This window comes from Actinopolymorpha sp. B11F2, from assembly GCF_040195635.1.
GTDB lineage: Bacteria > Actinomycetota > Actinomycetes > Propionibacteriales > Actinopolymorphaceae > Thermasporomyces.
On record NZ_JBEFTX010000010.1, the window covers coordinates 70,021 to 96,910 of the forward strand.

The window sequence follows — 26,890 nt, forward strand, 5'->3', positions numbered from 1 at the left end:
GCGCAAATCCCTGCCGAGGAGGAACGCATGACGAGCTTTACCGACCAGGTGCACCGCTTCCTCGCCGACGCCGTGGTCGACCGGGAGGAGGTCGACCGGTTCCTCGACCCGGACGAACCCAAGTGGGCGAGATTCGACAGCGAGCTGGGATATCTGCCGCATCCGTCCGACGTGCAGGACGGCATCGACGGTGCGGTGAGCACGTACCGGTACGGCGGGTTCGGCGAACGCCGGGTCATCAACGGCGCGGACCGACCCTGCCGGATCAACACCTACGGCGACAGTTTCACCCAGTGCCACCAGGTCAGCGATGGCGAGACCTGGCAGGAGTACCTCGCGGGGCACTTCGGTGAGCCGATCCGCAACTTCGGGGTCGGCGGTTTCGGCGTCCACCAGGCCTACCGTCGGCTGCGGCGGACTGAGGCCACGGACGCGGGTGCCGATTACGTCGTGTTCAACATCTTGCTCGACGACCACTATCGCAGCCTGGACGCCTATCGGCGGCTGCGCGTCGGCAACGGCTGGTGGGAGATGCACCGCTCGCAGCGGACGAGCATGTTCCACGCGAACCCCTGGGTGCATGTGCGGTTCGACGGAGCGGGCCGGCTCGTCGAGCGCCCGAACTCCTGCCCCACGCCGGAATCCCTCTACCAGTTGTGCGATCGGGACTTCCTCATCGATTCGTACGACAACGATCTTGTGGTGCAGCTGCTCGTGGGCCAGCGGACCGGGGACTTCGACTTCCTCGCCCAGCACACCGAGACCGCCGCCGCCCTCGGGCTCTCCCTCGATCTCACCAGCGAGGCGGACCGGGAACGGGCGGCAACCGAGTTCTACGACCGCTGCGCGTTCCGTGCCTCGATCATCCTGCTCCACCGGATGCGCAGCGCGTTGGCCGAGCAGGGCAAGAAACTGCTTGTTCTGTTGAGCTATCCCGGTGATGCCGTCGCCGACGCGTGCGCGGGAAGGCCACGTCCCGACGCGGAGTTCGTCTCACTCCTCGACGAGGAGGGGATCGCCTACGTCGACTCGCTGACCATCCACGTCGCGGACTATGCGGCGTACACGACGACGCCGGACGAGTACGTCGACCGGCACTACATCGACGGCGGCCACTACAGCCCGGTTGGAAACCACTACTTCGCCTTCGCGGTCAAGCCCGCCTTCGTGCGCTGGCTCCAGCCGGGGCCGCCTTCGTACGCGACCGATGCCTCCGCTCCCCCCGTCCGCGCCGAACACCTCGCATGAACCCGATGAGCGACGACGTTCAGGCGAGCACCGAAGTCGCCGCGGACGCGTTTCAGGCGAGCAGTTGGCCGCCGGACACGTTGATCTCGACGCCAACCGCGTGCCGGGCACGGTCCGAGGCCAGGAAGACCACCCAGTTGGCTACGTCGTCGGGCTGGCCGACGCGGCCGATCAGCGTGCGTTCGCGCAGCGCGTCGTAGGCACCGGGCTGAGCCATCCAGCCCTGGGTCATCGGCGTCTCGATGTTGCCCGGCGAGACACAGTTGACGTTGACGTTGTGGGGCGCCGCAAAGCGCGCCAGATCCTTCGTGTACGCGAGGATCCCGCCGAACGCCGCGTCGTAGCCGGGGATGTTGGCGACCGTCCCGTGCGCGGTGAACGAGCACATGTTGACGATCTTGCCGTACCTTCGTTCCATCATTCCCGGCAGCACCGTCTGACAGCCCAGGAAGACGCCGGTGAGGTGGCCGTTGATCTGCCGCGTCCACTCGGCGTCGTCGGTGTCGAGATGACCGCTCCCCGGCGCCGGTGCCGGACCGGCGATGTTGCAGAGGATGTCGACCGGGCCGAGGTCGTTTTCGACCGACGACACCAGGGACCTCCAGTCCTCCCGCGAGCTGACGTCGACCCCGTACCCCCGACAGGAGTCACTGTCCGTGCCGGCCGCGAGGTCGGACATCACATCCCGCACCCCGGCCTCGTTCAGGTCCGCGCCCGCGACCCGCGCGCCCTCTGCCACCAGAGTGGTCGCAACCGCGCGGGCGAGACCGGACGCGGCTCCGGTGACGATGGCGACCTTTCCATCCAGCGACAGGTCCATGGGTTCCCTTCCTTCCTTGGGTTCTCCCCGGGGTTCCGGTCAGCCCCGGACTGCGCCCGCGGCCAGGCCCTTGACCGGGTAGCCCTGAGCGAACCACACGAACAGCAGCGTGGGGATCATCAGGACACCAGCGGCCGACATCAGGCCCCAGTCGATGCCGACCTGTGTGACCAGTTTCGGCTAGGGCCCCGCGCCAACGAACCCACACCGGACCTGTCCGTGGTCGGCGTTCCGGGCGTGTTCCGGGACTGGGCGGGTGGGAAAGCTCTCAGATGTTCGTCCGTACGTACGGAGGTGAATCGCATGCCGGTGCTCGGCCAGAGCGAGGCGGACACGCCCGCCCGGCCCAAGCTGCGTACCCGACTGCGCCGCGCGGCCGACGCCGTGCTCAGCCGGGAGGACCCCACGGACCAACCCCCGCGACGTTCGCCGTACGTCGTGCGGATGCCGGACGGAGACTGCGGACCCGACCTGCGACGGGCCCTCGACTTCCTGCTCCGGCTCGGGGAGCTGCTGCTGCGCAGCGGTGCGGGAGCGGTGGACGTCGAGGCGTCGATCGTCGCCTGCGCGTCCGCACTGGGGCTCCGTGGCGCCGAGGCCTCCGTCACCCACACCGAGGTGCTGGTCTCCGTCGCCGTCGGCGAGTCCGAGCTGCCGGTCACCGACCTGCGCAACGTCCGGGTCCGCGCCGTCGACCACAACCGCCTCGCCGCCCTGCACGAGATGGTGCTGGGACTGACCGAGGGCACGCTGACACCAGCGGAGGCGTACGTACGCCTGGACACCATCGTCCGGTCCGCGAAGCGTTATCCCCGATGGGTCGTCACCTGCGCATGGGGCGTGCTGGCGAGCGCGGTCGCGGTGCAGCTGGGTGGGGGTTGGCTCCTCGCGCTGATCACGTTCTGCGCGACGGTGGTCATCGACCGGATCGGCCGGCGTCTCGCCCGGCGCAACGTCCCCGACTTCTACCTGAACTTCGTCGGCGCCGCCATCGCGACCGCGGTGGCGGCCGTCCTGACGGCCACCGGCGTCTCGGTGCAACCGGCCCTGGTGGTCGCGGCCGGCGTGGTCCTGTTGCTGCCCGGACTCGCGCTGTTGTCGTGCGTCCAGGACGCGTTGACGGGGTACGTCGTCACCGCCGCCGGCCGGGCGATGGAGGTGCTGATCCTCGCTGCCGGCATCACTGGCGGTGTGGCGATGGCGCTCGTCGTCGCCCGGGAGCTGGGCATCACCATGCCGGTACAGCCGCCTGCGCCGTTCACGGTGAGCGGGCTGCCGTACCGGTTCGCCTCGGCCGGGATCGTCGCGGCGGCCATGGCGGTCGGGGTGTACGCACCGCTCCGGCTGCTCCCCACCGCCTTCGGACTCGGCGGCGCCGGGTACACCGCGTTCCTGGCGCTCAACCAGGTCCTCACGTCACCGTCGATGGCACGGGCGCTCGTCGCCGTCGGGATCGGCGCCTGTGGCTACACGTTCGCGACGCGGCGGCGACTGCCGGCCCTCACCGTCGTACTCCCCGCGATCATCCCGATGCTGCCGGGCCTCACGATCTACAGCGCGATGCTGCAGCTGACCCACGGCGACAGCATCAGCGGCGTCACGGGTCTCCTGCACGCGGCGACCGATGCGCTGGCGCTGGCGGCGGGCGTGATCCTCGGTGAGTTCCTCGGCCAGCCGCTGCGTCGACAGCTCTCCCGGAGAGAACGCCGGTATGCCGGTCCCCGCATGGTGGGACCCCTCCGCGTGAGCCCACGCCGGGTCAGCACGCGTCGGCTGAGCTCGCGCCGGGTGCGCCGCGATCGGCCAGCCGGAGCCCGGTACGGGAGCTAGCTGACCAGTTCCAAGGGAGTAGGAAAGGATGGAAGTCCCCGACCTCGCAGGAGTATGACGATGACGAGCACCACCCGCACCCTCGGACGCAGCGGTCTCGCGGTCAGCCCGATCGGCTTCGGCTGTTGGGCGATCGGCGGTCCGGCGTTCCGCGACGGCAATCCGATCGGCTGGGGCAAGGTCGATGACGACGAGTCGGTCGCGGCGATCCATGCCGCGCTCGACGCGGGGGTGACGTTCTTCGACACCGCCAACATCTACGGCGCCGGGCACAGCGAGCGCGTGGTGGGGCGGGCGCTCGCAGGCCGGCGGCACGAGGTGGTCATCGCGACGAAGTTCGGCAACCTCTTCGACGAGGAGGCCAAGCGGGCCATCGGCCGGGACGCCTCGCCCGCCTCGATCCGCGAGCAGTGCGACGCGAGCCTGGCCCGGCTCGGCGTCGACGTGATCGACCTCTACCAGTTCCACATCGGTGACTACGACCCCGTGCAGGCCGAGACCGTGGTGGCGACGCTGGAGGAGCTGGTCGACGCGGGCAAGATTCGGTCGTTCGGGTGGAGCACCGACGACCCCGAGCGCGCGAAGGTCTTCGCCCGCAGTCCGCACTGTGCCGCGATCCAGCTGCACGCCAACGTGATCGACGACAACCCCGCCATGGTCGAGTTGCTCGAGTCCGCTGGGCTCGCCGGCATCAACCGCGGTCCGCTCGCGATGGGCGCGCTCACCGGGAAGTTCTCCCGCGAGACGACGTTCGCCGCCGACGACGTACGCCGACGCTTCGACTTCTCCGGCAAGGAAGGGCGCACCCTCGACGCCCTCGACCGCATCCGCGACATCCTCACCTCCGGTGGCCGCACCCTCGCGCAGGGCGCGCTCGGCTGGCTCCTCGCCCGCAGCCCGGCGTTCGTGCCCATCCCCGGGATCCGGACGGTGGCGCAGGCCCAGGACAACGCCGGCGCGATCGCGCACGGTCCGCTGGGTGCGCAGGAGATGGCGGAAATCGACCAGATCCTGAAGCAGCTCGGCCTGCGGTGACGGTGCCAGTGCTCGGGGAGTCCGGGCGCGACGTCCTCGTCTCGCACGCCACCTTCGACGGCCACTGGCCCTGGGTCGCCGAGGCGTTCCGCCTCCAGTGGCCGCCCGGCCAGCGCCCGTTGGAGTGCGTACGCCTGGATGTCGACGACGCCCGGCCGGTGCACGAGGCCATCCGCGATCCCGCGACCGTACGCCGGCTGGTGGTCCTCGGGGCGCCGTTCACGCCGGAGTCGGTCGAGGCGTTCGCGGGCCTACGCGAGGCCGCCCTGCTCGATGCGTACGGCGAGAACACCGAACCGGCCGAGCTGCTGCGCGCCCGTGGAGTCGAGGTCCACCGCCACGAGAGCGAAGGCTTCTGGGGCCAGTCGGTCGCGGAGTTCGGGCTCGCGCTGACGCTGTGCGGGCTGCGGCGGATCCCGCAACTGCACCACGAGATGCTCACCGACCTGGCGCCGTGGGACTACAGCCCGCCCGGCGGTGTGCCGCGCCCCGGAGCGCGGGGCGGGCAGTACGGCGACGACCCGCGGTTCACGGGCGGCACGGTGGCGGGCGCCCGGGTGCGGATCGTCGGTGCGGGCAACATCGCCAGCCGGTACGCCGGTTTCGTGTCCGCGCTGGGTGCCGAGGTCGCCGCGTGGGATCCGTACGCCAGCGAGCCCTGCTTCCACCGTGCCGGCGCCCGCCGCGAGCACCACCTCGACCGGCTCGTGCGGGACGCGGAGATCTTCGCGCCGATGGTGCCGTTGCTGCCGTCGACCGAAGGGCTCGTCACCGCCGACCACATCGACGCCCTGCCGGCGGGCTGTCTCGTCGTGCTCGTGACGCGCGCGCTGATCTGTGACATGGCGGCCATCCGCCGGCGGGTCCTCGCGGACGAGATCGCCCTGGCGGCCGACGTGTGGGACGTCGAGCCGCTGCCGCTGTCCGATCCGCTGCTCGCCCGGCACAACGTGGTCCACACGCCCCACAACGCCGGCCGGACGAAGCAGGCAAACGAGGCGTTCGCCCGCGCGATCCTCGCGAAGTTCCGCTGACACGCCCGCGATCCGACCATCCAGACGTAGGACGTCGACACCCTGCGCGGTGTGACGAAGGCCGCCGAGTCCAAAGTCCATTGCCGGGACGCCAACGGGACCCGTAGGTTGCCAGGCGTGCGAGATAGCGGCTGATCCGCACCCCCGTGGCTCTGGCCTTGCGCCGCCACGTGGGGGCAGTCGCATGTCCGTCGGCAGGTGCGCGTGACCGCTCCGCGCTCACCGATTCCCTCGCACGTATCTGCACCAGAACAGGTGATCACCCATGGAACCGTACGAACAACTCGTGGCCGAGGCCCTTGCCGCGCCCTTCGAGGGCTGGGACTTCAGCTGGCTCCGGGACCGCACGACGGGCGAGGACCTGTCGTGGTCCTACCCCGAGCTCGCTCGCGCCGCCATCGCCGACGCGGCTCGGCTGCTCGACATCGACACCGGCGGCGGTGAACAACTCGCTGGGCTGCGCCCCCTGCCGGCGTACACGGTCGCCCTCGAAGGGTGGGAGCCCAACCTCGCCGTCGCGCGACGACGGTTGGAACCGCTCGGCGTCGAAGTCCGGTACGCCGACGACGGCCGGCTTCCCGTCGCCGACGGCGAGTTCGACGTCGTACTCAACCGGCACGGTTGGCTCGACGCCGCCGAGACGTGGCGCGCTCTCGCACCAGGTGGTGTGTTCCTCACCCAGCAGGTCGGCAGCCGCAACGGCGCCGAGCTCAACGCCGCGCTCGGCGCGCCGCGGTCGGTCGACCCGGACGCGGAAACCTGCGACCTCGCCATCGCTGCGCTGCGCGCACAGGGCTTCCGGGTGGACGAGGCGCGGGAGGAGATGCCGGCCTACGTCTTCGGCGACATCGGGGCCGTCGTCTATCAGCTGCGGGCGGTGCCGTGGACGATCGACGACTTCGACGTACGCACGTATGACGTGGCACTACGCCGGCTCGACGCACACATCCGCGGGACGGGTGGATTCGTCACGCACGACCACCGGTACCTCATCCGGGCGACGAAACCACGGGTGGGAGACAGACTCGACTGACGTGCCGCGACCATGATCATGCGCGGAAAGCTGGGCGTCTCGATGCCGCAAACGCCCGGTTTGTCGCGCATGATCATGCACCTCCGGCCGGACCAGGACGGAATTGACAGCCCGGAGCCAGGCTGCCACCATCAGCGACGGCGCGAGCGTCCCCTCAGCGGGCACCGCTCGCGCCACGCTGTGACGACGGGGGATGCGGACCGCAAAGGACGCTTGCATGACCCGAGTAACTCCATGATCGGTGCAACCAGGCGGTACGCCGCCGTCCTGCTGGCCTGCGCCCTCCCCCTGACCGCCATGGCCGGCTCGACCAGCGCCGCGGGAGCGGCCGAAGCGGCCGAGGCCCCCAGGACGACCACGGCAGCCACGGCTGCGGAGGGCACCGAACAGGTCGAGAACGGCGGTTTCGACGACGGCACCGACCCCTGGTGGTGGACCGGCAACGCGCCGGCCGAGATCGTCGACGGCCGCCTGTGCACCACCGTCCCCGGCGGCACCGCCAACCCGTGGGACGTCATCGTCGGGCAGAACGGCATCGCCCTGGAGGACGGCGCGTCGTACACCCTGTCGTTCACCGCGTCGGCCAGCTCGCCCGTCACTGTGCGGACCAACGTCCAGCTCGCTGACCCGCCCTACACCGCCGAACTCTCCGAACCGGTGGAGCTGACCGGCGAGGCCGGGTCGTACACCTACGAGTTCACGTCCGGGACCGAGACCACGGCCGGTAGCGTCCAACTACAGGTCGGCGGAGCGGCTGAGCCGTGGACGTTCTGCCTGGACGACGTTTCGCTGCGGGGTGGGGGAGAGCCGCCGGTGTATGTGCCTGACACGGGCCCGCGCGTGCGGGTGAACCAGGTCGGATATCTGCCGGACGGGCCGAAGAACGCCACGGTGGTGACCGACGCGACGGACGCACTCCCCTGGCAGCTTCGCGACGCGAACGGCCGCACGGTGGCTGAGGGATCGTCCACCCCGCGCGGTGTCGACGCGGCGTCCGAGCAGAACGTCGCGACGATCGACTTCAGCTCCTACCGCGGCCGCGGCTCCGGCTACACCCTGACCGTGGACGGCGAGACGAGCTATCCGTTCGTCATCACTGATTCGGCGTACGAAAGACTGCGGTCGGACTCCCTGCAGTTCTTCTACATCCAGCGCAGCGGCATCCCGATCGACGGCGCGCTCGTCGGCGAGGAGTACACCCGGCCGGCGGGCCACGTCGGCATCCCGCCCAACCAGGGCGACACCGACGTGCCCTGCCAGGACGGGGTCTGCGACTACACGCTCGACGTGCACGGCGGGTGGTACGACGCCGGCGACCACGGCAAGTACGTGGTCAACGGCGGGATCGCCGCCCACCAGCTGCTCAGCACCTGGGAACGCGCCATGCACGCACGCACGGGCCGGACCGCCCCGCTCGGCGACGGCCGCCTGCGGGTTCCCGAGCGAGGCAACGGTGTGCCCGACATCCTCGACGAGGCGCGGTGGGAGGTGGAGTTCCTGCTGCGGATGCAGGTGCCGTCCGGGCAGCCGTTGGCGGGGATGGCGCACCACAAGATGCACGACCAGAACTGGACCGGCCTGCCCCTGCAACCCGAGGCCGACCCGCAGCTGCGTGAGCTGCACCCGCCTTCGACCGCCGCCACGCTGAACCTCGCCGCCGCGGCCGCGCAGTGTGCCCGGGTGTTCAAGCCGTACGACCGGGAGTTCGCGCGTCGCTGCCTCGGCGCCGCGAAGACGGCGTGGGCGGCCGCGAAGGCGCACCCGGACATCTACGCCGATGACGCCGACAGCAATGGCGGCGGTGCGTACGGCGACCCGAACGTGGACGACGAGTTCTACTGGGCGGCGGCGGAGCTGTATCTCACGACCGGTGAGCCGTCCTTCCACAAGGCCGTGCTGTCCTCGCCGATGCACGACGCCGACGTGTTCTCCGCCGGCGGTTTCAGCTGGGGGTCGGTGGGTGCGCTCGGGCGCCTCCAGCTGGCGACGGTGCCCAGCCGGCTGCCCACCGACCAGCGGCGCGAGGTCCACGACTCCGTCGTCGCGGCCGCCGACCGCTACCTCGACACGCTGCACGGGCAGGCGTACGGGCTGCCGTTGCCGGGCCGCGCCGAGTTCTACAACTGGGGCTCGAACAGCGGCATCCTCAACAACGTCGTTGTGTTGGCGACGGCGTACGACCTCACCGGCCGGACCGACTACCGCGACGGTGCGTTGCAGGGCGTCGACTACATCTTCGGCCGAAACGCGCTGAACCACTCCTACGTCACCGACTACGGTACAAAGTCACCGCAGAACCAGCACTCCCGGATCTTCGGCCACCAGCTCGACCCGAACACACCGAAGCCGCCGGCCGGATCGCTCGCGGGCGGGGCGAACGCGGCGTTGCAGGACCCGTTCGCGGCGGAGCTGCTCGCCGGCTGTGCACCACAGTTCTGCTACGTGGACCACATCGAGTCCTACGCCACCAACGAGGTGGCGATCAACTGGAACTCCGCACTCGCGTGGGTGGCGTCGTTCCTCGCCGACCAGGGCGGCGCCTAGCGCTAGGCCTAGCCGCTCTGCTGCGGGACGTCGAGTGTCAGCCCTGGGCGCGCGACGTCGATCGGACCGCCGAACCCGTCGCGGGCCGCTCGGAGGGCAGCGTCCGGATCCGTTTCGGGCACCAGATGAGTCAGGACGAGCCGCCCGACGCCCGCCTCGGTTGCCTGGAGCGCCGCCTGCCGCGCACTGGTGAGGTAGGCGGCGGAGTCCTCCGGCACCTCCTCGGCGTACGACGCGTCGGCGATCAGCACGTCACTGCTCGCGGCGAGTTCGGCGACCAACGGGCTGGGACCGGTGTCGCCGGTGTAGGTGACGGTCGCTCCGTCGGCGCGTATCCGGAGACCCGCGTTGGGAACATAGTGCGGGAGGAGCATCGTCTCGATCCCGAACGGCCCCACCTCGAACGCCTCACCTGCGGCGAACTCCTGCAGGTCGTACGCCTCATCAAGCATTCCGGGACGGTCGAGTGCGAGGACGGCATCCAGCGCACCTGGCAACGTGTGGACAGGGAGACCGGGTGCGGGGTCGTCCCGCAGCGCCCGCGCGCGGAGCAGCGGGTTGAGGTCGGCGCAGTGGTCGGGGTGTTTGTGGGTGACTGCGACCGCGTCGATGCGTTCGGCCGGTACCAGCTCCAGCAGCCTTGGCAGCGTCGCGTAACCGGGATCGACGAGCAACAGGAACCCGTCATGGTCGAGGAGGTAGCCGCTGCACGCCAGCCCGGCCGCCGGCCACGCACCGCAGCCGCCGAGAACCGTGATCTCCATCCGTACAGTCTGCCAACTCTGCCTTCGGTCCATCCAGCGGAGGAAAGGGACACGACAATGACCACACGAGTCTCGAAGGTCACCACCATCGCGGTGGCCGCCGAGTGGTCTGCGTGGCGCCGGCGAGGCGATGGACGCGTTCGTTCGGGTGAACGCGGGAGTGACGTCGCCGGTTGAGTTCTTCTCCGAGGAGAATGTCGGCCGAATCCTCTCGGCGTGAGCGTGTCCGCATCTGTACGAACCCTTGACGTCGCGCGACGCGCATACCTACGTTCGTCGCATCGTGGAATTTCCGTTCCACGCAGCGCGCGACATCCGCACCGGTTCTCGCGTCCGGCACGGAAAAGACAAGGGTGGCGGCATGCTCGACACAGGCGAGGCGAGCGACACGACACTCCTCTGCCGGCCGGACCGATGGCGCGACGCGGATCTCATCGACTGCGACGTCCATCTCCCCGTCCCGTCGTTCGACCAGCTCGAGCGCCATCTCGACCAGCGCTGGCGCGACTACATGACGGAGAGCGGTGTTCGCGCCGTCAACCCGCCGCTGTACCCGCCGAACGCGCCACTTTCCCACCACCCTGGAATCGTGGCCACACCCCCGTCCTCCACAACGACCGCTGGCCTCGATCTCCTTCGTACGTACGTCTTCGACCACTGGCAGGCCAGCCATGCGGTCACCCAGTGCGGCATCGAGATCTCCGCGATCCACAACGACGACTGGGCTCTGGCGATGGCGCGCGCGGTCAACGACTGGCAGGTCGCGGAGTGGCTCGACCAGGAACCACGCCTGCGCGCTTCCCTCGTCGTACCGCCGCAGAATCCGGAGTTCGCGGCACAGGAGATCGACCGGCTCGGCGACCATCCGGGCTTCGTCCAGGTCCTGCTCCCCGTGCGCGCGGAGGCGCCGTTGGGCAGACGACGCTACTGGCCGATCTACCAGGCCGCCGAACGCCACGACCTGGCCGTCGGGATCCATGCCGGCGGGGTGAGCGGCAATCCGATCACACCCGTCGGCTGGCCGTCGTACTACCTCGAGGACTACGTAAGCATTGCCCAGGCGTTCCAGGCCCAGGTCGTGAGCCTGGTCAGCGAAGGGGTTTTCGCGACCCACCCGGGGCTTCGGGTGGTGCTCATCGAGGGCGGCTTCACCTGGCTGCCCGCCCTGATGTGGCGCTTCGACAAGAACTGGAAGGGCCTGCGGCGGGAGATCCCCTGGGTCGACCAGCCCCCGTCGGAGATCATCCGCAGGCACATCCGCCTCACCACGCAGCCGCTTGACGAGCCGGCCGACCCGCGCCAGCTCGTCGAGACCATCGAACAGCTCGGCGACGACACGATGCTGCTGTTCGCGACCGACTACCCGCACTGGCAGTACGACTCCGGCGAAGGACTCCTCCCCACCGGACTCCGCGACGATCTCGAACGCGCGATCCTCGCCGCCAACGCCCGCGCCACCTACCAGTTCTGACGAAGCGACGTCAGACAGTACGGAGTACCCCGCATGGCCGCCACCACGCCGATGGCCCCGACCCGCACCACCGCGAAGCGGACCCGGCCACCGATCGTCGACTGCGACATCCACAACGCCGTCTGGCCGGGCGCGCTCGATGCGTACCTGCCGAAGCGGTGGCGCCGCCACGGTGCGGTCTTCGGCTCGCGTACGCACCAGGGATCGCTGTATCCGAAGGGAAGTCCCGCCGCCGCGCGCCATGACGCCTGGCCACCGTCGGGCCGTCCGGCGGGCGGCGACCTGGACTTCATGCGCCAACAGCTCCTTGACGCCGAGGGCATCTCCTACGGCATCCTCAACTGCCTCAGCGCGGCCGGCACCCAGCTCAACGCGGACTACTCCGCGGCACTGTCCCGCGCCGTCAACGAATGGCAGATCGTCGAGTGGCTCGACAAGGAGCCGCGGCTGCGTGCCGGCGTCGCGATCCCCTACGAGGACGCCGACCTCGCGGTCACCGAGATCGACCGGTTCGCCGACCATCCCGGTTTCGTCCAGGTCCTGCTGGTCGCGCGCAGTGCCGAACCGCTCGGCCGCCGGAAGTACTGGAAGATCTACGAGGCGGCGGAGCGGCACGACCTTCCGGTCGGCATCCACTTTGGCGGCGGCGCCCGCGGAGTTCCTGTCACGGCCTCCGGCTGGCCGTCGTACTACATCGAGGACCACACCGACATGGCGCAGGCGTTCCAGGCACACGTCGTGAGCCTTGTCTGTGAAGGGGTTTTCGAGCGTTTCCCGCGACTGCGGGTCGTCCTGATCGAGGGCGGCTTCGCCTGGTTGCCGCCGCTCATGTGGCGCCTCGACAAGCACTGGCGGCGGCTGAAGGAGGAGGTGCCGCACCTGACCCGGGCGCCGTCGGAGTACATCCGCGACCACCTCTGGGTCACCACCCAGCCGATCGAGGAACCGCACGACCCGCGCCACATCCTGCAGGTCCTCGACCACCTCGGCGGCACCGACCGGGTGATGTTCTCGACCGACTACCCGCACTGGGACTACGACGACCCGGACCGCGCGTTCCGGGTGCGGCTGCCCGAGGAGGACCGGCAGAAGATCTTCGCCGGGAACGCCAAGGCGTTGTACGGGCTGGCTTGAGGGGACTGTCGACGATGCCGAGCTACGTCGTCGCGACCGTCGACGAGATCCCGCCGGGCGCCCGCAAGATCGTCACCGTGGCGAGGCGTTCGATCGGGGTGTTCAACGTCGACGGCGCCTACTACGCCCTGCGCAACCAGTGCCCCCACGAGGGCGGACCGCTGTGTGAGGGCGTCCTCTCCGGCCTCGTACGGTCGCCGCGACCGGGCACGTACGACTATCTCCGGCGCGGCGAGATCCTGCGGTGTCCGTGGCACGGTTGGGAGTTCGACGTCATGACCGGGCAGTCGTGGTTCGACCCGGCGAAGACGAGAGTCCAGTCCTACGACGCGACCGTGGAGACCCACGAGTCCCTCGCGGGATACGCGAAGGGCCCGTACGAAGCGGAGACCTACCGGGTGGAGGTCGACCGGGAGTACGTCGTGCTCCACCTGTGACCCGCCCGGGCGCCCAACGGACGGGAACGCTCAGGCGTCGGTGCGCGAGCTGTCGGGTTGGGCCCAGGGAGTATTGGCCCACGGGTCGTAGTCGACCTCGAGCGGTTCCTGCGGCGGGCGTTCGCCCTCGGGTACGTGCTGGAGGTTGACGCGGATCCGGTACCACACCGAGCTCCGGCCGCGCATGCCGTCGACGAGGATGTCGGCGGGTTCGAGATGGCCTACGACGAAGGGATGCCGAGACTTCCAGCGTTCCAGCCCGGACAGGGCCTCGTCCTTCGTCTTCGCGCGCGCGATCTCGATCAGCGGCATCGTCGACTGGCGCCGTCCGACGCCTTTCGGAGGTTTCTCCGCAGGGCCCAGCCGGTCTGCGAGGGCGAGCAGCGCGTCGAGTGACTCAGTCGAGTCCTCCATGCCCTTCCACGGGTCACCCTGCTCGGCGTACCGGGCAAGCACGGTGGGCAGGGTGTAGTTCTCGGGACGGCAGTCCGGTACCTCCGCCCACGCGAGCGGTGTGGAGACCCGTGCGTCGGGTTTCGGTCGTACGGAGTAGGCCGACGCCACGGTCCGGTCCTTGGCGTTCTGGTTGAAGTCGACGAAGACGCCCTGGCGTTCCTCCTTCCACCACCGCGCGGTCGCGAGGTCGGGCGCGCGGTTCTCGACCTCGCGGGCGACGGTCTCGGCGGCCCTGCGTACGTCGCGAAAAGCCCAGCGGGGCTCGATCCGCGCGTAGACGTGAAAGCCACGGGAGCCCGAGGTCTTCGGCCAGGCGGTCAGGCCGTGGTCCTCGAGGACCTCCCTCGCGACGAGCGCGACGTCGATGATCTGGCGCCAGTCCACGCCGGGCACCGGGTCGAGGTCGATCCGCAGTTCGTCGGGATGGTCGAGGTCCTCCGCCTGCACCGGGTGGGGGTTGAGGTCGATGCAGCCGAGGTTCACCGCCCACGCCAGGCCGGCGGCGTCGCGGACGACGGCCTCGGCGGCGGACGTCCCGGAGCGGTAGTGCAACTCGGCGACCTCGATCCAGTCGGGCCGGTTGGCCGGAGCGCGCTTCTGGAAGAACCCCTCCTCGTCGATTCCCTTGACGAACCGTTTGAGGATCATCGGCCGGCCGTTGATGCCGCGCAGGGCACCGTCGGCGACGGCGAGGTAGTAGTTCACCAGGTCGAGCTTGGTGTGGCCGCCGACCGGAAAGACCATCTTGTCCGGGTTGGTGATGGTCACCTCGCGACCGGCGACCTCCAGAACCTGCGACGACTTCGCCATTCGCTCACGATAGAGCGGTTTTACCCGCCCGGGCGGCGCGGGCTGTGAGGTAGCGGCGTTCGGGAAGGCTCGTCGTACGACGGGCGGCAGTCGCGTAGTGCTCACTGGCGGCTTCGTGGTCGCCGGCCATCTCCAGCAGGTGCGCCCGCGCCGCGGAGAGCCGGTGATGCGTCGCGGTCCGCTCGTCGTCGTCCAGAGGTGCCAGGAGGTCGAGCCCTGCACGCGGTCCGTGGACCATCGCGACCGCGACGGCGTGGCTCATGGTCACCACCGGGTTGGTCCCGCAGATGCGGGCGAGCAGGTCGTACAGCGCGACGATCTGGCGCCAGTCGGTGTCCTCGGCGCGCGCGGCCTCGTCGTGGACTGCGGCGATGGCGGCCTGGAGCTGGTAGGGACCGAGGGCGGTGCGCGACATCGCATCGGTGACGAGCGCGGTCCCCTCGGCGATGGCCTCGCGGTCCCACCGGCGGCGGTCCTGCTCGGCGAGCGGAACCAGCTCGCCGTCGGACCCGATCCGAGCGGGGCGCCGCGCGTCGGTGAGCAGCATGAGGGCGAGCAGTCCCGCGACCTCGCCGTCGGCGGGCAGGAGCCGACGCACCATGCGGGTGAGCCGGATCGCCTCCCCGGACAACTCGACGCGGTAGGCGTCCGGGCCGGATGTCGCGGAGTAGCCCTCGTTGAAGATCAGGTACAGCACGTGCAGCACCGCGCCGAGCCGCGCCGCGCGTTCGTGGGGCGGGGGCAGGCTGAACGGAACGCCGGAGGACCTGATGGTCCGCTTCGCCCGGCTGATCCGCTTGCCCATCGTCTGGTCGGGCACGAGGAACGCCCGCGCGATCTCCTCCGTGGTGAGGCCGCCGACGGCCCTCAGCGTGAGCGCGATCTGCGACGCGGGCGAGAGGGAGGGATGGCAGCACAGGAAGAGCAGGATCAGGGTGTCGTCGGCGTCGGCCGCCAGCCGCATGTCGGCGGCCGGGGCGACGTAGGCCTCCAGTGGGACCCGCAGCCCCTCGGCGTCCTCCCGGCGCCGGCGCGCCTGGTCGCTGCGGAGCTGGTCGGTCAGCCGGCGCGCGGCGACCTGGATCAGCCACGCGCGCGGGCTGTCCGGCCGACCCTCGGCGGGCCACTGGACGGCGGCGGCGAGCAGCGCCTCCTGGACCGCGTCCTCGGCGGCGTCGAAGTGCCCGTAGCGCCGGACGACCGCGCCGAGGACCTGCGGCGCGAGGTCGCGCAGCAGGTCCTCGAGGCTGGTGTCGTACGCCATCGGATCACCCGGCTTCGGTCAGGCCTCGAAGCCGTCGGGTGCCATCAACGGGCGCAGCTCCACGGTGTCCCCGATGGCGTCCACGATCCGGGCGGCGATCTCGAGGGCCCGGTCGTGGCTCTCCACGTCGACGATGCCGAAGCTGACCAGGACCTCCTTCACCTCTGCGTACGGTCCGTCGGTGGCGACCGGTCCGCTGTCCTGCTTCCGGACGGTCACGGTGTGGGACGGGTCGCCCAGGCCCTCGGTGGCGACGAACTCGCCGGAGTCGCTGAGCTCCTTGCCCAACTGCGCGTAGAAGTCGCAGGCCTTCTGGACCTCTTCCGGCGTCGCGTTGGCCCAGCCCTCGGGGTTGGTGTAGGCCAGCATGATGTACTTCATGTCCTCGCTCCTCACGTTTGTGACCCCTCTCGGGCCCTTCTCGCCGGAGACGTCGGAGCGGGCGATCCGGCTTGGACATCCGGCCCCAGAAATTCTGCCGTACGACGCTGACGTACGGACCGGGCTCAGGACTCCTCGAGCCAGTAGTTGTCGTGGCGTAGGTAGAACTCAGCGCGTTCCTCGTCGCTGTACGTCCGGCCCCGGGCTAGCTCCGCGAGGGTCTCGAAGTACTCCTCGCGGGGGGCACCCGGGGTGAAGAGCAGCAGCATCGACGCGGGTTCGCCGGCGACGTTCCGAAAGGCGTGGATGCCACCGGGAGGGACGTAGAGGAAGTCGCCCGCGGTCGCCTCGACCCACTGCTCTCCGTTGTAGAGCCGGACGGTTCCGGCGAGGATGTAGAACGACTCGGAGATCGTCTTGTGGAAGTGCGGTCCGGGTCCGCTTTCGTTCGGGCCGAAGTTCCAGCGGTAGAGCCCGAAGTCCCCGCCGGTCGACACCCCGGTGGTGAGGTAGTCGACGGAGCCACCCGAGGTGTACGACAGCTCGGGTTCGTGGTCACGTGGCCGGAAGGTCGCGCTGACCTCTCCGGTCTCACCGCTGTAGCGAATCGGTGGATAGGACATAGCTCAGTGAAGATACGCCACGTCGTCGACCTGGAACCGTGCTCCCCACGGCGCGTCGGTGCCCAGGGCGCGGAAGCCGATCTCGATCGCGGTGATCCGGCCACGGTGCGTCCAGTCGGCCACGTCGACGGTGAGGGCGTTCCACTGGTCCGGCTTGAACGAATCGAGCGTGCTGGTCAGCCGCTCCTCTCCACTGACGAGGGTGAGCGTGGCTTCGTAGCCGGTCGCGCCGGGTGCACCGCCGTAGGCGTCGACCCAGGCGACGACACCGGTTGCCGCCGACAGATCCAGTGGGGTGGCGGGTGCGACGACGACGGTCTTCGCCGCCGACGCCGGCCCGGGCGTCGTGGTCGCCTCCAGTGCCCAGTCCCCGCTGCGCGGTGAACCGGGTCCGTTGGCGAAGCTCTCCACCGTCGCCACGGAGTCGACGTTCTGCCCCGGTGCCCAGCCGGCGGGGCCGTCCTCGAAGTCGTACACCGCAGTCGGAACGGGCGGTGGGACGGTGATGTGCAGCCGGAGGGTCGCATCCCCGTAGTCGAGGCAGATCGCTGGATGGTCGGTGTCGGCGGGTTCGAATGCGGTCACTTCGGTGTCGTACGTACGACTCACGCCGGTCGTGAGGCCGGCGACATCGAGTGCGGCGGGCTCCACCGCGACACCGTCGCACGCTGTCAAGCTCACCTTGCCTTCGAGCGGCTTGGCGTCGTTGCTGGTCACCGTGACCGAGAGGGTCGAGCCCACGCCGCTCCGGTCCGACAGTTCCGCCACCGCGTCGATGTTGCGCATCGCCGACGCGGGTGCGACCTTGCGCGACATCGTCACGTGGTCGACGTCGAAGGTGCCGCGCCATTCGTCGTTGGTGGTTCCGCGTACCCAGACCTTGATCCGCCCGATGGCCGAGCGAGGGGCCCAGCCGGACAGGTCCAGCGACAGCGGGTTCCAGCCGCGCGCGGGATCGAGCCGGGCGAGACCATAGGCCACCTCACCGGTCGCGGAGTAGACCTGGACCTTGACGTAGAACACGTTGCCGGGCTTGAAGTCCCCCGGCTCCGGCACCTGGACTCCGAGGTTCAGGTGCGGCGTGGCACGCGCGTCGACTGGCTCGGGGAGGACGACATCGGTTCCCTTCCAGGTCTTCGCCTCGCGCGACCACTCCCGCAGTTGGCTCGCGTTGTCGAACCGCACCCGCAGGGCCCGGTCTCCTTCGAAGCCGCCGGCGACCGACTCCACCGCCGAGGCGTTGTCGGACAGGCGCCAGCCGTCGACGCCGTCCTCGAAGTCGGCGATCACCGTTTCCTGCAACGGCTTCGCGGCGATCCTCGTGCCGACCTGGCGCGGCTCGGTCCGATCGGCCAGCTCGTCCGGATCGAAGCCGGGCACGACCTCGGCCCAGTCGTCGATCCCGATGACGTCCTTCGCGAAGTCGGTCACCTCGAGCGAGCGGGCGGTGTCGATTCCCTCGAAGACGTCGTAGCTCACCTTGTGCCGTCCAGGCATCGCTGGCTCTTCGCGTTCGTCGTCCCACGTCCACAGGCCCAACCGCAGGCCGCCCTCGTGCTGGTGGTCGACGTGGCGATGCAGGATGAACGCGTCGATGCTGTCGAGGAAGCGCACCTTGTAGTAGGCGTAGGCATAGCACGCGGCCTGCAGACGTTCGGCTCCCAGCGAGTCGCCAGGTGTGTGACAACCCTGTTCGGACAGGATGATCCGCCGACTCGCGCCGGCGTAGCCGAGGTCGTCCCGGGCGAGGTAGTCGGGGAGCACCTCGATGTTCTTGAACGTGATCCGTGGCGTGTCAAAGCCGGGCAGGGCAGTCTCGTCGTCCCACACGGCGGGGTCGCCGAGGTTCTCGGGATAGGGGTGGTGAGCGATGTCCCAGCCGACGTCGCCGGTGCGCTTGGTCAGGGCGTTCAGTTGGTCGATGACGTCCTTGCCGGCGTAGAACCGGGTCGGGTTGGCCGGGTCGGGGTTCTCTCCGCAGACGATCGTCCAGCAGTGCGTGAGGGAGATGTAGGTACGCGCGCCGTTCCAGGACTTTCGCGTGGCCTGCCAGGCGATCCGGACCGCCTTGGCGTAGTAGCCGAGGAAGTCCTCGAGCGTCATGTCGCCTGCGTTCGCCCACACCCACTGGGCGTCCACCTCGTTGCCGACGATGTAGCCGACGGCGCGGCCGTACTTCTCGTCGTCGCGGGTGTAGCGGTCGGCGAGGAACTCCATCGCCGCGGTGTAGTACCCCACACCCTCGGCGGTCTTGGTGTTGAACGCGAACACCGTGCCGGAGCTCACGTCGGCGTCCGGATGGCGCAGGACCGGCCAGGCCGACGTCGGATCGCTGTCCTGGTAGAGGATCAGGATCAGGTTGACGAGCGAACCGTTGTCCGACAGGGGTTTGACCTGCCCGTCGAGCGTCGCTACCGCGTCGGCGTCGAAGTAGTACGAACGGCCGCCCGAGGAGAACTCGATCACCTTCGACGGGTCGTCGCCGGCGTCGATCCGCATGATCTCGTTGAACGCGACGTTGATGCCGGCGTGCTGCACGCCAAGTTCCTCGGCGTCGTCGGTCATCTCCACCTGCAGGCCCTTCTTGCTGGCGGCCCGCGGGTACGCGAAGTCCCGGGCGGGGGTGAAGTCGAGAGCGTCGACATGGCGCGGCTCCCCCAGGACCTGGGCAGCGTCGCCCTCGCCGGTGACGGCGACGTACTGGTCGTAGAGCCGGTCATGACCCGCACGGTCCACGCGCGGCAGCGAGGCGGTGAACGCGCCGTCAGCGCCGGACGTCACCGCCGCGACAGGATCGGCGCCCGGGTAGCTCTCCGGATCGGCCTCCGTTCCCAGGGCGTAGATCCGCGCCTCGACCCCGGCCGCACCCGCGGAGCCCACCACCTCGACGGTCGTGTCCTTCGCGACCACCGACGCGATGCCCGCTTCCGCCGCGGGCGACACCTCCGCGCCGACCGCGGACCCCGCCCACGCGGACGTGGCCGCTGGAAGAGCGAGCAGCACACCGACGAGCAGCGCGACCGCCCGGCTGATCACACCCCGATCTGGTCGAGCCCCTCGTGCAGACATGACACGTCCTCCCCTTCGACCGCCCGCGGCACCACGGACCACCACGGACACTGCGCCCCGACCCAGCCCATGTCCACTAGTATTCTGGATCGTTTCAATGAAATGTCGGCAGTGTGGTCCGGACCCGAACGGCTGTCAATATCATCGGGGATGAGTGGACATGGCCAACAATGGCCGCAGGGACACGGCAGTCGTGGCGGGACACCTATGCAGGTCATCCCACGGGAATGCGTCGGCTCACTTCATCTCGGACAGGTGTACGAATACCAGGGCGTGACCTGGGGTTTTCCCCTCACTCCCGTTGACTTTTGGCCCTCACCTCGGCAAGCGTGGAGCGATCAGCGTCGGGGGTACCCGTCCCCCCGCGAACGTCAGGCGAGGGCTGGTGAGCATGTTCGGGGAGCTCGAACACCCCACGTACGAAGGATTCGACGAGTCGGCGCCCGCCGAACACGCCCAGGACTCCGACCAATTCCTTGACCGGGTTGCCCATCACTGTACCGACCTGTTCAGTGTGTCGGCGGCGGGCGTGATGCTGGTCGGCCCGGGCGGCGACCTCCACGCCGCGGCGACGGCTGCCCCTACCGTGCCGGAGTTGGGCGATCTCTTCGCCTCGCATCCCGAGGCGAGCCCCTGCGCGGACAGTTGTCACCTGCTGGAGCCCGTCATCGAGACGGACCTGGAAAGGGCTGACCGGCGATGGCCGGAGTTCGCGACAGATGCCCGGAAAGCTGGGGTCCGTGGCGTTCTGGCATTTCCGCTTCATGACCGCGCGACAAGCATCGGCGCACTCGGCCTGCTCGCGACCAAAGACGAGCATCTCGATCTGCATCACGTCCGCCTGGTGGGTGCGATCGCCGACATCGCCGTCGGCGGGCTCCTGCAGCGCGACACGGCGGCGCACGGCGTGCACGGTGGCGTGAGTCAGCTGCAGTCCGCCCTGGACGCACGCGTCGTCATCGAACAGGCAAAGGGAATGCTGGCGCAACGTGGCGGCATCGACGTCGCACAGGCGTTCCAGGCATTGTTCCGTTTCGCCCGCAAGCACCGGATTGGTCTGGTCGAGGTCGCCGAGTCGGTGGTCGACGGAACCGTCGACTCGTCGAGGATTCTCGACGCCCTGTCGACCGCCGGCTTGCGCCAACGACGCGCTCCCACACCGCGGGCGGAGTGGCGAGGAATGGACCACTCGTGAACGCTGAACTCGGAGCGGGATCCGCCGTTGCTGCTACCCGCTACGCACGGCTCTACCGGTTGCTTGCCGACTGTGCCGACCGGACAGACGGACCGGAGTCCGGTGACCACGTGTGTGACGCATGTGCCGAGGTGGCGGGTGCCGACGGCGCCGCCCTGTCGTTGATCAGCGCCCATCGCTGGTCAGCGCTGCTGGGAACATCCGGCGAGCTTGCCAAGACGCTCGCCGACCTGCAGTTCACGTTGGGCCAGGGCCCCAAGTTCCATGCCCTGAGGACCGGCCATGCGGTCATCGTCGAGGACCTGGCGAGCGAGGCGTCGGCGCACAACTGGCCGGTCTTCGCTCCGGCGGCCGCCGACCTGGGGATCCGCGCGCTCGCCGCACTCCCGCTGTCGTCGGACGGGAACCGGGTCGGTGTCCTCCAGCTGTACCGCACCACCCCACGGTTGGTGGACCCGGACAACTTGCGCGACGCCGCGATGTGCGCGGAACTCGCACTGGTGTCGATCCTCGGTCACGCCGGCGGACCGGAGGACGTTGGGAGCAGTCTCGCGGCGGTACGACTGGGCGAGCGCGCCGAGGTCTACCAGGCCACCGGTATGGTCGCCGAGTTCCTCGGCATCAGCCTCGACGACGCGCTCGCAAGGGTGCAGTTCCACGCCTTCAGCCACGAACAGTCCATCGGTTATGTGGCCCATGCGATCGTCGCGGGTCAGTTCATGCTCGAGGCCGACTCCCCCAGTTGAGAGCCGGCGTCGCCGGCCGCGAACGGCTCGCCCGCGTGCTGGCGACGGTAGGCACCGGGCGCGGTGCGGAAAGCCCGCTTGAACGCGTTGGCGAACGCGAACTCTGAGGTGTAGCCCACCCGCTGTGCGGTCGAATGCAACGAGATGTCGGTGTCGCGAAGGAGTTTCGCCGCCGTCGTCATCCGCCACCAGGTGAGGTAGGCCAGCGGCGGCTGTCCGATCAGCGTGGTGAACCGGCGGGCGAACGCCGCCCGGGAGAGGCCGGCTTCGGCGCCCAGGCTCTCGACCGTCCACTGGCGTTCGGGGTTGCGGTGGATTCCGCACAGGGCCGCGCTGACCGCCGGATCCCTGAGCGCGGCGGCCCACCCGCCCTCCGCCTCGTCGCAGGGCTGGTCCTCCGTCCACGCCCGCAGGATGTAGAGCAACAGCATGTCGAGCAGGGCGGGGACCACGGCGTCCGTTCCGTAGCGGGGGTTCTGCAGCTCACCGCCCAGCAGGTCGATGGCCGCGCGCAGCGACGGATGGTGCCCGAGCCGAGCCGGGAGATGGACGACGTCGGGCAACTCCCGCAGCAGCGGATGGATCCGCGACCGGTCGAGGCGGTACATCCCGCAGAGCATCACCGTCAGTGGCGCCGAGCCGTTCGGTCGGTCCGGGCCGACCGGGACCACGTGCCGCTCGGTCCGGCAGTGCTCGTCCGGGTGCGTCGGCACCGTCGGCGTGGTGGGACTGTCGGCCATCGCATGGGTGATCCCCTGCGGCATGAACACCACGTCGCCGACCCCGAGCGCGACCGGATCGCCATCTTCGGGGAGCAGCCAGGCCGAGCCCTGGAGGATCACGTGGAAACCCGCGCCGGGGACGGCTTGGTACGACCTACCCCACGGCGCCCGGCACTCGACGAGGAACGATCGCGGCTGCCCAGTCCGCATGGCGGTGATCACGTGACTGAGGACGTCCATGACCGCCAGCCTATCCGGCGTCGCTCCGTCGCCGGCGGCCGGAGACGCTGACGTATAGTCCGGAGACTTCTACGCATGGGGCGTCTTCTGCTCTGCTCGTACGGTCAGGACTCATGACCAGAGTGGGAATCATCATCGGAAGCACGCGCCCCGGCCGCAACGGTGACACGGTGGCCCGTTGGGTCCACGACCTCGCGACCAAGCACGGCGGCGCGGAGTACGAGATCGTCGACCTGGCCGACTACGGGCTGTCGCACCTCGACGAGGCCGTCCCGGCGGCGGTGGGAGAGTACGCCCATCCGCACACCAAGCGCTGGGCGGCCGCGGTCGGTGCGTGCGATGCGTACATCTTCGTCACGCCGGAGTACAACCACTCGATGCCGGGGGCACTGAAGACCGCCTTCGACTTCGTCTACGCCGAGTGGCATCACAAGGCGGCGGGGTTCGTCGGCTACGGCGCCGATGGCGGAATCCGGGCCATCGAACAGATCCGGCAGGTGATGGCACACCTCAAGGTGGCCGACGTGGGGCCTCAGGTCTCGCTGTCGCTCTTCACCGACTTCGTGAATTTCACCGAGTTCCAGCCCGATCCGCGCCACGAGGCCTCGATGAAGACCATGCTGGACGAGGTGCTCAGCTGGGCTGGCGCGCTGCGCTCGGTACGTACGGGAAGTGCCGCACAGCCAGTCGCCTGACCTCAGTAGGCGCGGGTGAACGACGCCAGCGCGTCGTCGACCTGGCGCGCGCTGGGTCTGGTGAAGATCTTCGGCTCGTCGTCGGAGTCGTAGCTGAGCAGCATCGGGCAGCTGGCAGTGGCGGCCGCGGGGATCACCGCGGTCCCGACCTTGGCGCCGGTGCGGGCCTCGTAGACGGTGATGTCGTAGGTCGCTTCGTACACCGGGACCGTGGCGGACGGCTCGGCGAAGCGGCAGGTACGCACCTGCCGGCCCTGCCCGGTCTGGTCGAGGCACGCGAGCAGCTGGACCTCCGCCGTCTCGCGCGGGTTGAGATAGCCGGGCAGCCGCTCCGCCGCATTCGGCGCAAGGAGCACCATCCCGGTGTAGTAGTCGCCGCTCGCCGCGTGTTCCTCGATCAGGATCTGCACCGGATGAGGCGCCTCGCCGGTGTAGGCGGCGGCGCGGGGGAAGTACTCCCGCGGCCACGCACACCCGTCCTCGAACGCCCGCGACTCCAACGGACCTTCGTTCGCTCGGGGCCCCGCCGCCCAGCTCCACGTGCCGTAGCCGAGGGCGGCGACGACGAGGAGGACCAGGACGACGACGACCGCGCCGAGTGTCGTACCCGCCTTGCCCGCACCCCGGCCGGGCGGTCGTCCTCCCAGGGTCACCTGGTCCATGGGCCATCCCCTCGTAGGAAGTGTCGTGGATCATCCGGCTTTGCCGGATTCGTCACGCATAGGCAACGGGTGGAGCCGCGCATGGTTACGGCACGATGGAGTGGCCATGACTTCGACCATCGCGCTTCCCGACGCCCTTTCCGGCCTCGCCGAACCCGACGCCGACTCCCTCTTCGACGCGTTCGCCGGGTGGGCGGCGGGTCAGGGGCTCAGCCTCTATCCGCACCAGGAGGAGGCGCTGATCGAGATCGTCTCGGGCGCCAACGTGATCCTGAGTACGCCCACCGGGTCGGGCAAGAGTCTGGTCGCGGCAGGCGCACACTTCGCGGCGTTGGCCACCGGCCGGCGGACGTTCTACACGGCACCGATCAAGGCGCTCGTCTCGGAGAAGTTCTTCGCGTTGTGCGCGATGTTCGGGCCTGAGCGCGTCGGCATGATGACCGGCGACGCCGCCGTCAACGCCGAAGCGCCGATCATCTGCTGTACGGCCGAGATCCTCGCCAACCTCGCTTTGCGCGAAGGACATCACGGCGACGTCGGCCAGGTGGTGATGGACGAGTTCCACTTCTACGCCGAACCCGATCGCGGCTGGGCCTGGCAGGTGCCGCTGCTCGAGTTGCCGCAGGCGCAGTTCGTCCTCATGTCGGCGACGCTCGGCGACGTCAGCCGCTTCGAGGCCGACCTCACCCGGCGAACCGGGCGGCCGACCGCCGTCGTGGCCGGGACCGAGCGGCCGGTGCCGTTGGTCTATTCGTACGTCACGACCCCGCTGCACGAGACGCTCCAGGAGCTGCTCACCACGCACCAGGCCCCGGTCTACGTCGTGCACTTCACCCAGGCGGCGGCCATGGACCGGGCGCAGGCGTTGACGAGCCTCAACGTCTGCACGCGGCAGGAGAAGGACCGGATCGCCGAGCTGATCGGCAACTTCCGCTTCGCCGCCGGCTTCGGGCGTACCCTCTCGCGGCTCGTCCGGCACGGCATCGGCGTGCACCACGCGGGGATGCTGCCGAAGTACCGCCGACTGGTCGAAACCCTTGCCCAGGCAGGGCTTCTGAAGGTCATCTGCGGGACGGACACGTTGGGCGTGGGCATCAACGTGCCCATTCGTACGGTCGTGTTCACGGGTCTGTCGAAGTACGACGGGACCAAGGTGCGGTTGCTCAAGGCGCGCGAGTTCCACCAGATCGCGGGGCGCGCCGGTCGGGCTGGTTACGACACGCTCGGGACCGTCGTCGTCCAGGCGCCCGAGCACGTCGTGGAGAACGAGAAGGCGCTCGCCAAGGCCGGCGACGATCCGAAGAAGCGGCGACGCGTGGTACGCAAGAAGCCGCCGGAGGGCACGATCGGCTGGGGGAAGCCGACCTACGAACGGCTGGTCGCGGCCGCACCGGAGCCGCTCACGTCCAGCTTCGTGGTGAGCCATTCCATGCTGCTCAACGTGATCGCGCGGCCCGGGGACGCGTTCGACGCGATGCGGCACCTGCTCACCGACAACCACGAGGAGCCGTCGGCGCGACGCCGGCACATCAGCCGGGCCATCGCGATCTACCGCGCGCTGCTGGCCGGAGGTGTGGTCGAACGCTTGGATCAGCGCGACGCCGAGGGGCGGGCGGTGCGGCTGACGGTCGACCTGCCGCTGGACTTCGCGCTCAACCAGCCGTTGTCGCCGTTCGCGCTCGCGGCGATCGAGCTGCTCGACACGGAGTCTCCTTCGTACGCCCTCGACGTGCTGTCGGTGCTCGAGTCGACGCTTGACGATCCGCGGCAGGTCCTTTCCGCGCAACGGTCCAAGGCGCGCGGCGAGGCGGTGGCGCAGATGAAGGCCGACGGTCTCGACTACGACGAACGGATGGAGCTGCTCGAGGACGTCACCTACCCGCAGCCGCTCGCCGACGTGCTCGAGGCGGCGTACGAGATGTACCGGAGCGGCCATCCCTGGGTGGCCGACCACGAACTGTCGCCGAAGTCCGTGGCGCGCGACATGTACGAGCAGGCGATGACGTTCACGGAGTACATCAGCTACTACAGCCTCGCGCGGTCCGAGGGCCTGGTGCTGCGCTACCTCGCCGATGCGTACAAGGCGCTGCGGCAGACCGTGCCGGAGGACGCGCGGACCGAGGAGCTTCTCGACCTCACCGAGTGGTTGGGCGAGCTGGTACGCCAGATCGACTCCAGCCTGCTCGACGAATGGGAACGGTTGCAGAACCCCACCGACGACCCGACGGCCGAGGTCGCCGCGCGGCCGGAGACGCTGACCGGCAACACGCGGGCGTTCCGGGTCCTGGTGCGCAACGCGTTGTTCCGCCGGGTCGAGCTGGCGGCTCTGCGCCGTTACGACGCCCTCGGCGAACTCGATGCCGACGCCGGGTGGAACGCCGACGCGTGGGCGTCGGCGATGGAGGCGTACTTCGACGAGTACGACCGGCTCGGTACCGGCCCCGACGCGCGCGGGCCGGCTCTGCTGATGATCGACATGGGTGCCGACCGGTGGATCTGCCGGCAGATCTTCGACGACCCGGACGCAGACCACGACTGGGGCATCAGCGCCGAGGTCGACCTCGCGGCGTCCGACGAGGCCGGCGAGGCGGTGGTGCGCGTCACCGCCGTCGGCCCGCTGTAGCGATCCCGCCGGCCCAACAAACCTGGAGCGATGAGTTTTGCTCGCGGCGCGGGT

General features: G+C 69.5%; 22 protein-coding genes. 13 read left to right on the forward strand and 9 right to left on the reverse strand.

Translation table 11 applies throughout. The features are described from left to right. Nucleotides 1-27: 27 nt before the first annotated feature. Nucleotides 28-1,248 carry an SGNH/GDSL hydrolase family protein gene (locus ABN034_RS18930; protein WP_349692307.1) on the forward strand — a complete coding sequence of 407 codons (1,221 nt, stop codon included), beginning with the start codon at nt 28-30 and terminating at the stop codon, nt 1,246-1,248. 52 nt (nt 1,249-1,300) lie between these two features. Here ABN034_RS18930 and ABN034_RS18935 read toward each other — a convergent pair whose 3' ends face one another. Then, a complete protein-coding gene (locus ABN034_RS18935) occupies nt 1,301-2,068 on the reverse strand; it encodes an SDR family NAD(P)-dependent oxidoreductase (protein ID WP_349692308.1) in 768 nt (255 codons plus the stop codon). A gap of 303 nt (nt 2,069-2,371) precedes the next feature. On the opposite strand from ABN034_RS18935, the gene ABN034_RS18940 reads away from it, so the two are divergent. The 5 genes from ABN034_RS18940 (at nt 2,372) to ABN034_RS18960 (ending at nt 9,544) form a co-directional block, all read left to right on the forward strand. After that, a complete protein-coding gene (locus tag ABN034_RS18940) occupies nt 2,372-3,898 on the forward strand; it encodes a threonine/serine exporter family protein (protein ID WP_349692309.1) in 1,527 nt (508 codons plus the stop codon). A gap of 60 nt (nt 3,899-3,958) precedes the next feature. Next, nucleotides 3,959-4,933, forward strand: a complete 975-nt coding sequence (locus ABN034_RS18945; protein ID WP_349692310.1) for an aldo/keto reductase — start codon at nt 3,959-3,961, stop codon at nt 4,931-4,933. Beyond that, nucleotides 4,930-5,967: an NAD(P)-dependent oxidoreductase gene (locus tag ABN034_RS18950; RefSeq protein WP_349692311.1), complete on the forward strand. Its 1,038-nt coding sequence runs from the start codon at nt 4,930-4,932 to the stop codon at nt 5,965-5,967. The genes ABN034_RS18945 and ABN034_RS18950 overlap by 4 nt, the downstream gene beginning before the upstream one ends. A gap of 265 nt (nt 5,968-6,232) precedes the next feature. Further along, nucleotides 6,233-7,000, forward strand: a complete 768-nt coding sequence (locus ABN034_RS18955; protein ID WP_349692312.1) for a class I SAM-dependent methyltransferase — start codon at nt 6,233-6,235, stop codon at nt 6,998-7,000. A 234-nt stretch (nt 7,001-7,234) separates the two neighbouring features. Further along, entirely contained in the window at nt 7,235-9,544 is a 2,310-nt protein-coding gene (locus tag ABN034_RS18960) for a glycoside hydrolase family 9 protein (protein WP_349692313.1), read from the forward strand. 8 nt (nt 9,545-9,552) lie between these two features. Here ABN034_RS18960 and ABN034_RS18965 read toward each other — a convergent pair whose 3' ends face one another. Next, nucleotides 9,553-10,308 carry an MBL fold metallo-hydrolase gene (locus ABN034_RS18965; RefSeq protein ID WP_349692314.1) on the reverse strand — a complete coding sequence of 252 codons (756 nt, stop codon included), beginning with the start codon at nt 10,306-10,308 and terminating at the stop codon, nt 9,553-9,555. A gap of 361 nt (nt 10,309-10,669) precedes the next feature. Between ABN034_RS18965 and ABN034_RS18970 the strand changes: the two genes are divergently transcribed. From ABN034_RS18970 to ABN034_RS18980, 3 genes are read left to right on the forward strand one after another with little or no spacing between them, the layout of a single operon-like run. Then, nucleotides 10,670-11,779, forward strand: coding sequence for an amidohydrolase family protein (locus ABN034_RS18970; protein ID WP_349692315.1), 1,110 nt, complete (start codon nt 10,670-10,672; stop codon nt 11,777-11,779). 33 nt (nt 11,780-11,812) lie between these two features. Further along, on the forward strand, nt 11,813-12,913 hold the full coding sequence (locus ABN034_RS18975) for an amidohydrolase family protein (RefSeq protein WP_349692316.1): 1,101 nt from the start codon (nt 11,813-11,815) through the stop codon (nt 12,911-12,913). A gap of 14 nt (nt 12,914-12,927) precedes the next feature. Then, entirely contained in the window at nt 12,928-13,350 is a 423-nt protein-coding gene (locus ABN034_RS18980; RefSeq protein WP_349692317.1) for a Rieske (2Fe-2S) protein, read from the forward strand. Nucleotides 13,351-13,380: 30 nt separating this feature from the next. Here the strand turns inward: ABN034_RS18980 and ligD are convergent, their stop codons facing one another. From ligD to ABN034_RS19005, 5 genes are all read right to left on the reverse strand, one after another. After that, nucleotides 13,381-14,616, reverse strand: coding sequence for a non-homologous end-joining DNA ligase (gene ligD / locus ABN034_RS18985; RefSeq protein ID WP_349692318.1), 1,236 nt, complete (start codon nt 14,614-14,616; stop codon nt 13,381-13,383). 4 nt (nt 14,617-14,620) lie between these two features. Further along, nucleotides 14,621-15,880 carry an RNA polymerase sigma factor gene (locus tag ABN034_RS18990; RefSeq protein ID WP_349692319.1) on the reverse strand — a complete coding sequence of 420 codons (1,260 nt, stop codon included), beginning with the start codon at nt 15,878-15,880 and terminating at the stop codon, nt 14,621-14,623. Between the two features lie 18 nt (nt 15,881-15,898). Next, nucleotides 15,899-16,261, reverse strand: a complete 363-nt coding sequence (locus ABN034_RS18995) for a YciI family protein (RefSeq protein ID WP_349692320.1) — start codon at nt 16,259-16,261, stop codon at nt 15,899-15,901. A gap of 125 nt (nt 16,262-16,386) precedes the next feature. After that, entirely contained in the window at nt 16,387-16,884 is a 498-nt protein-coding gene (locus ABN034_RS19000) for a cupin domain-containing protein (protein WP_349692321.1), read from the reverse strand. 3 nt (nt 16,885-16,887) lie between these two features. After that, the gene (locus tag ABN034_RS19005) at nt 16,888-19,953 is read right to left on the reverse strand and encodes a DUF5722 domain-containing protein (protein WP_349692322.1); all 3,066 of its coding nucleotides are present in this window, start codon (nt 19,951-19,953) and stop codon (nt 16,888-16,890) included. 391 nt (nt 19,954-20,344) lie between these two features. Here ABN034_RS19005 and ABN034_RS19010 point away from each other — a divergent pair, with 391 nt between their 5' ends. Together ABN034_RS19010 and ABN034_RS19015 are read left to right on the forward strand one after the other, a co-directional pair. Then, nucleotides 20,345-21,148, forward strand: a complete 804-nt coding sequence (locus tag ABN034_RS19010; RefSeq protein WP_349692470.1) for an ANTAR domain-containing protein — start codon at nt 20,345-20,347, stop codon at nt 21,146-21,148. Continuing rightward, nucleotides 21,145-21,894: a GAF and ANTAR domain-containing protein gene (locus ABN034_RS19015; RefSeq protein ID WP_349692323.1), complete on the forward strand. Its 750-nt coding sequence runs from the start codon at nt 21,145-21,147 to the stop codon at nt 21,892-21,894. The genes ABN034_RS19010 and ABN034_RS19015 overlap by 4 nt, the downstream gene beginning before the upstream one ends. Here the strand turns inward: ABN034_RS19015 and ABN034_RS19020 are convergent. Next, nucleotides 21,861-22,856 (reverse strand): AraC family transcriptional regulator, encoded by a 996-nt coding sequence (locus ABN034_RS19020; protein WP_349692324.1) that lies wholly within the window; start codon nt 22,854-22,856, stop codon nt 21,861-21,863. The two genes, ABN034_RS19015 and ABN034_RS19020, sit on opposite strands and share 34 nt — an antisense overlap. 113 nt (nt 22,857-22,969) lie before the next feature. On the opposite strand from ABN034_RS19020, the gene ABN034_RS19025 reads away from it, so the two are divergent. Continuing rightward, nucleotides 22,970-23,551 carry an NADPH-dependent FMN reductase gene (locus tag ABN034_RS19025; RefSeq protein ID WP_349692325.1) on the forward strand — a complete coding sequence of 194 codons (582 nt, stop codon included), beginning with the start codon at nt 22,970-22,972 and terminating at the stop codon, nt 23,549-23,551. A 2-nt stretch (nt 23,552-23,553) separates the two neighbouring features. Here the strand turns inward: ABN034_RS19025 and ABN034_RS19030 are convergent, their stop codons facing one another. Further along, nucleotides 23,554-24,213, reverse strand: a complete 660-nt coding sequence (locus ABN034_RS19030) for a hypothetical protein (protein WP_349692326.1) — start codon at nt 24,211-24,213, stop codon at nt 23,554-23,556. Between the two features lie 106 nt (nt 24,214-24,319). Here ABN034_RS19030 and ABN034_RS19035 point away from each other — a divergent pair, with 106 nt between their 5' ends. After that, complete coding sequence (locus tag ABN034_RS19035; RefSeq protein WP_349692327.1) at nt 24,320-26,836, forward strand: DEAD/DEAH box helicase; 2,517 nt, start codon at nt 24,320-24,322, stop codon at nt 26,834-26,836. The last annotated feature ends 54 nt before the right edge of the window (nt 26,837-26,890 follow it).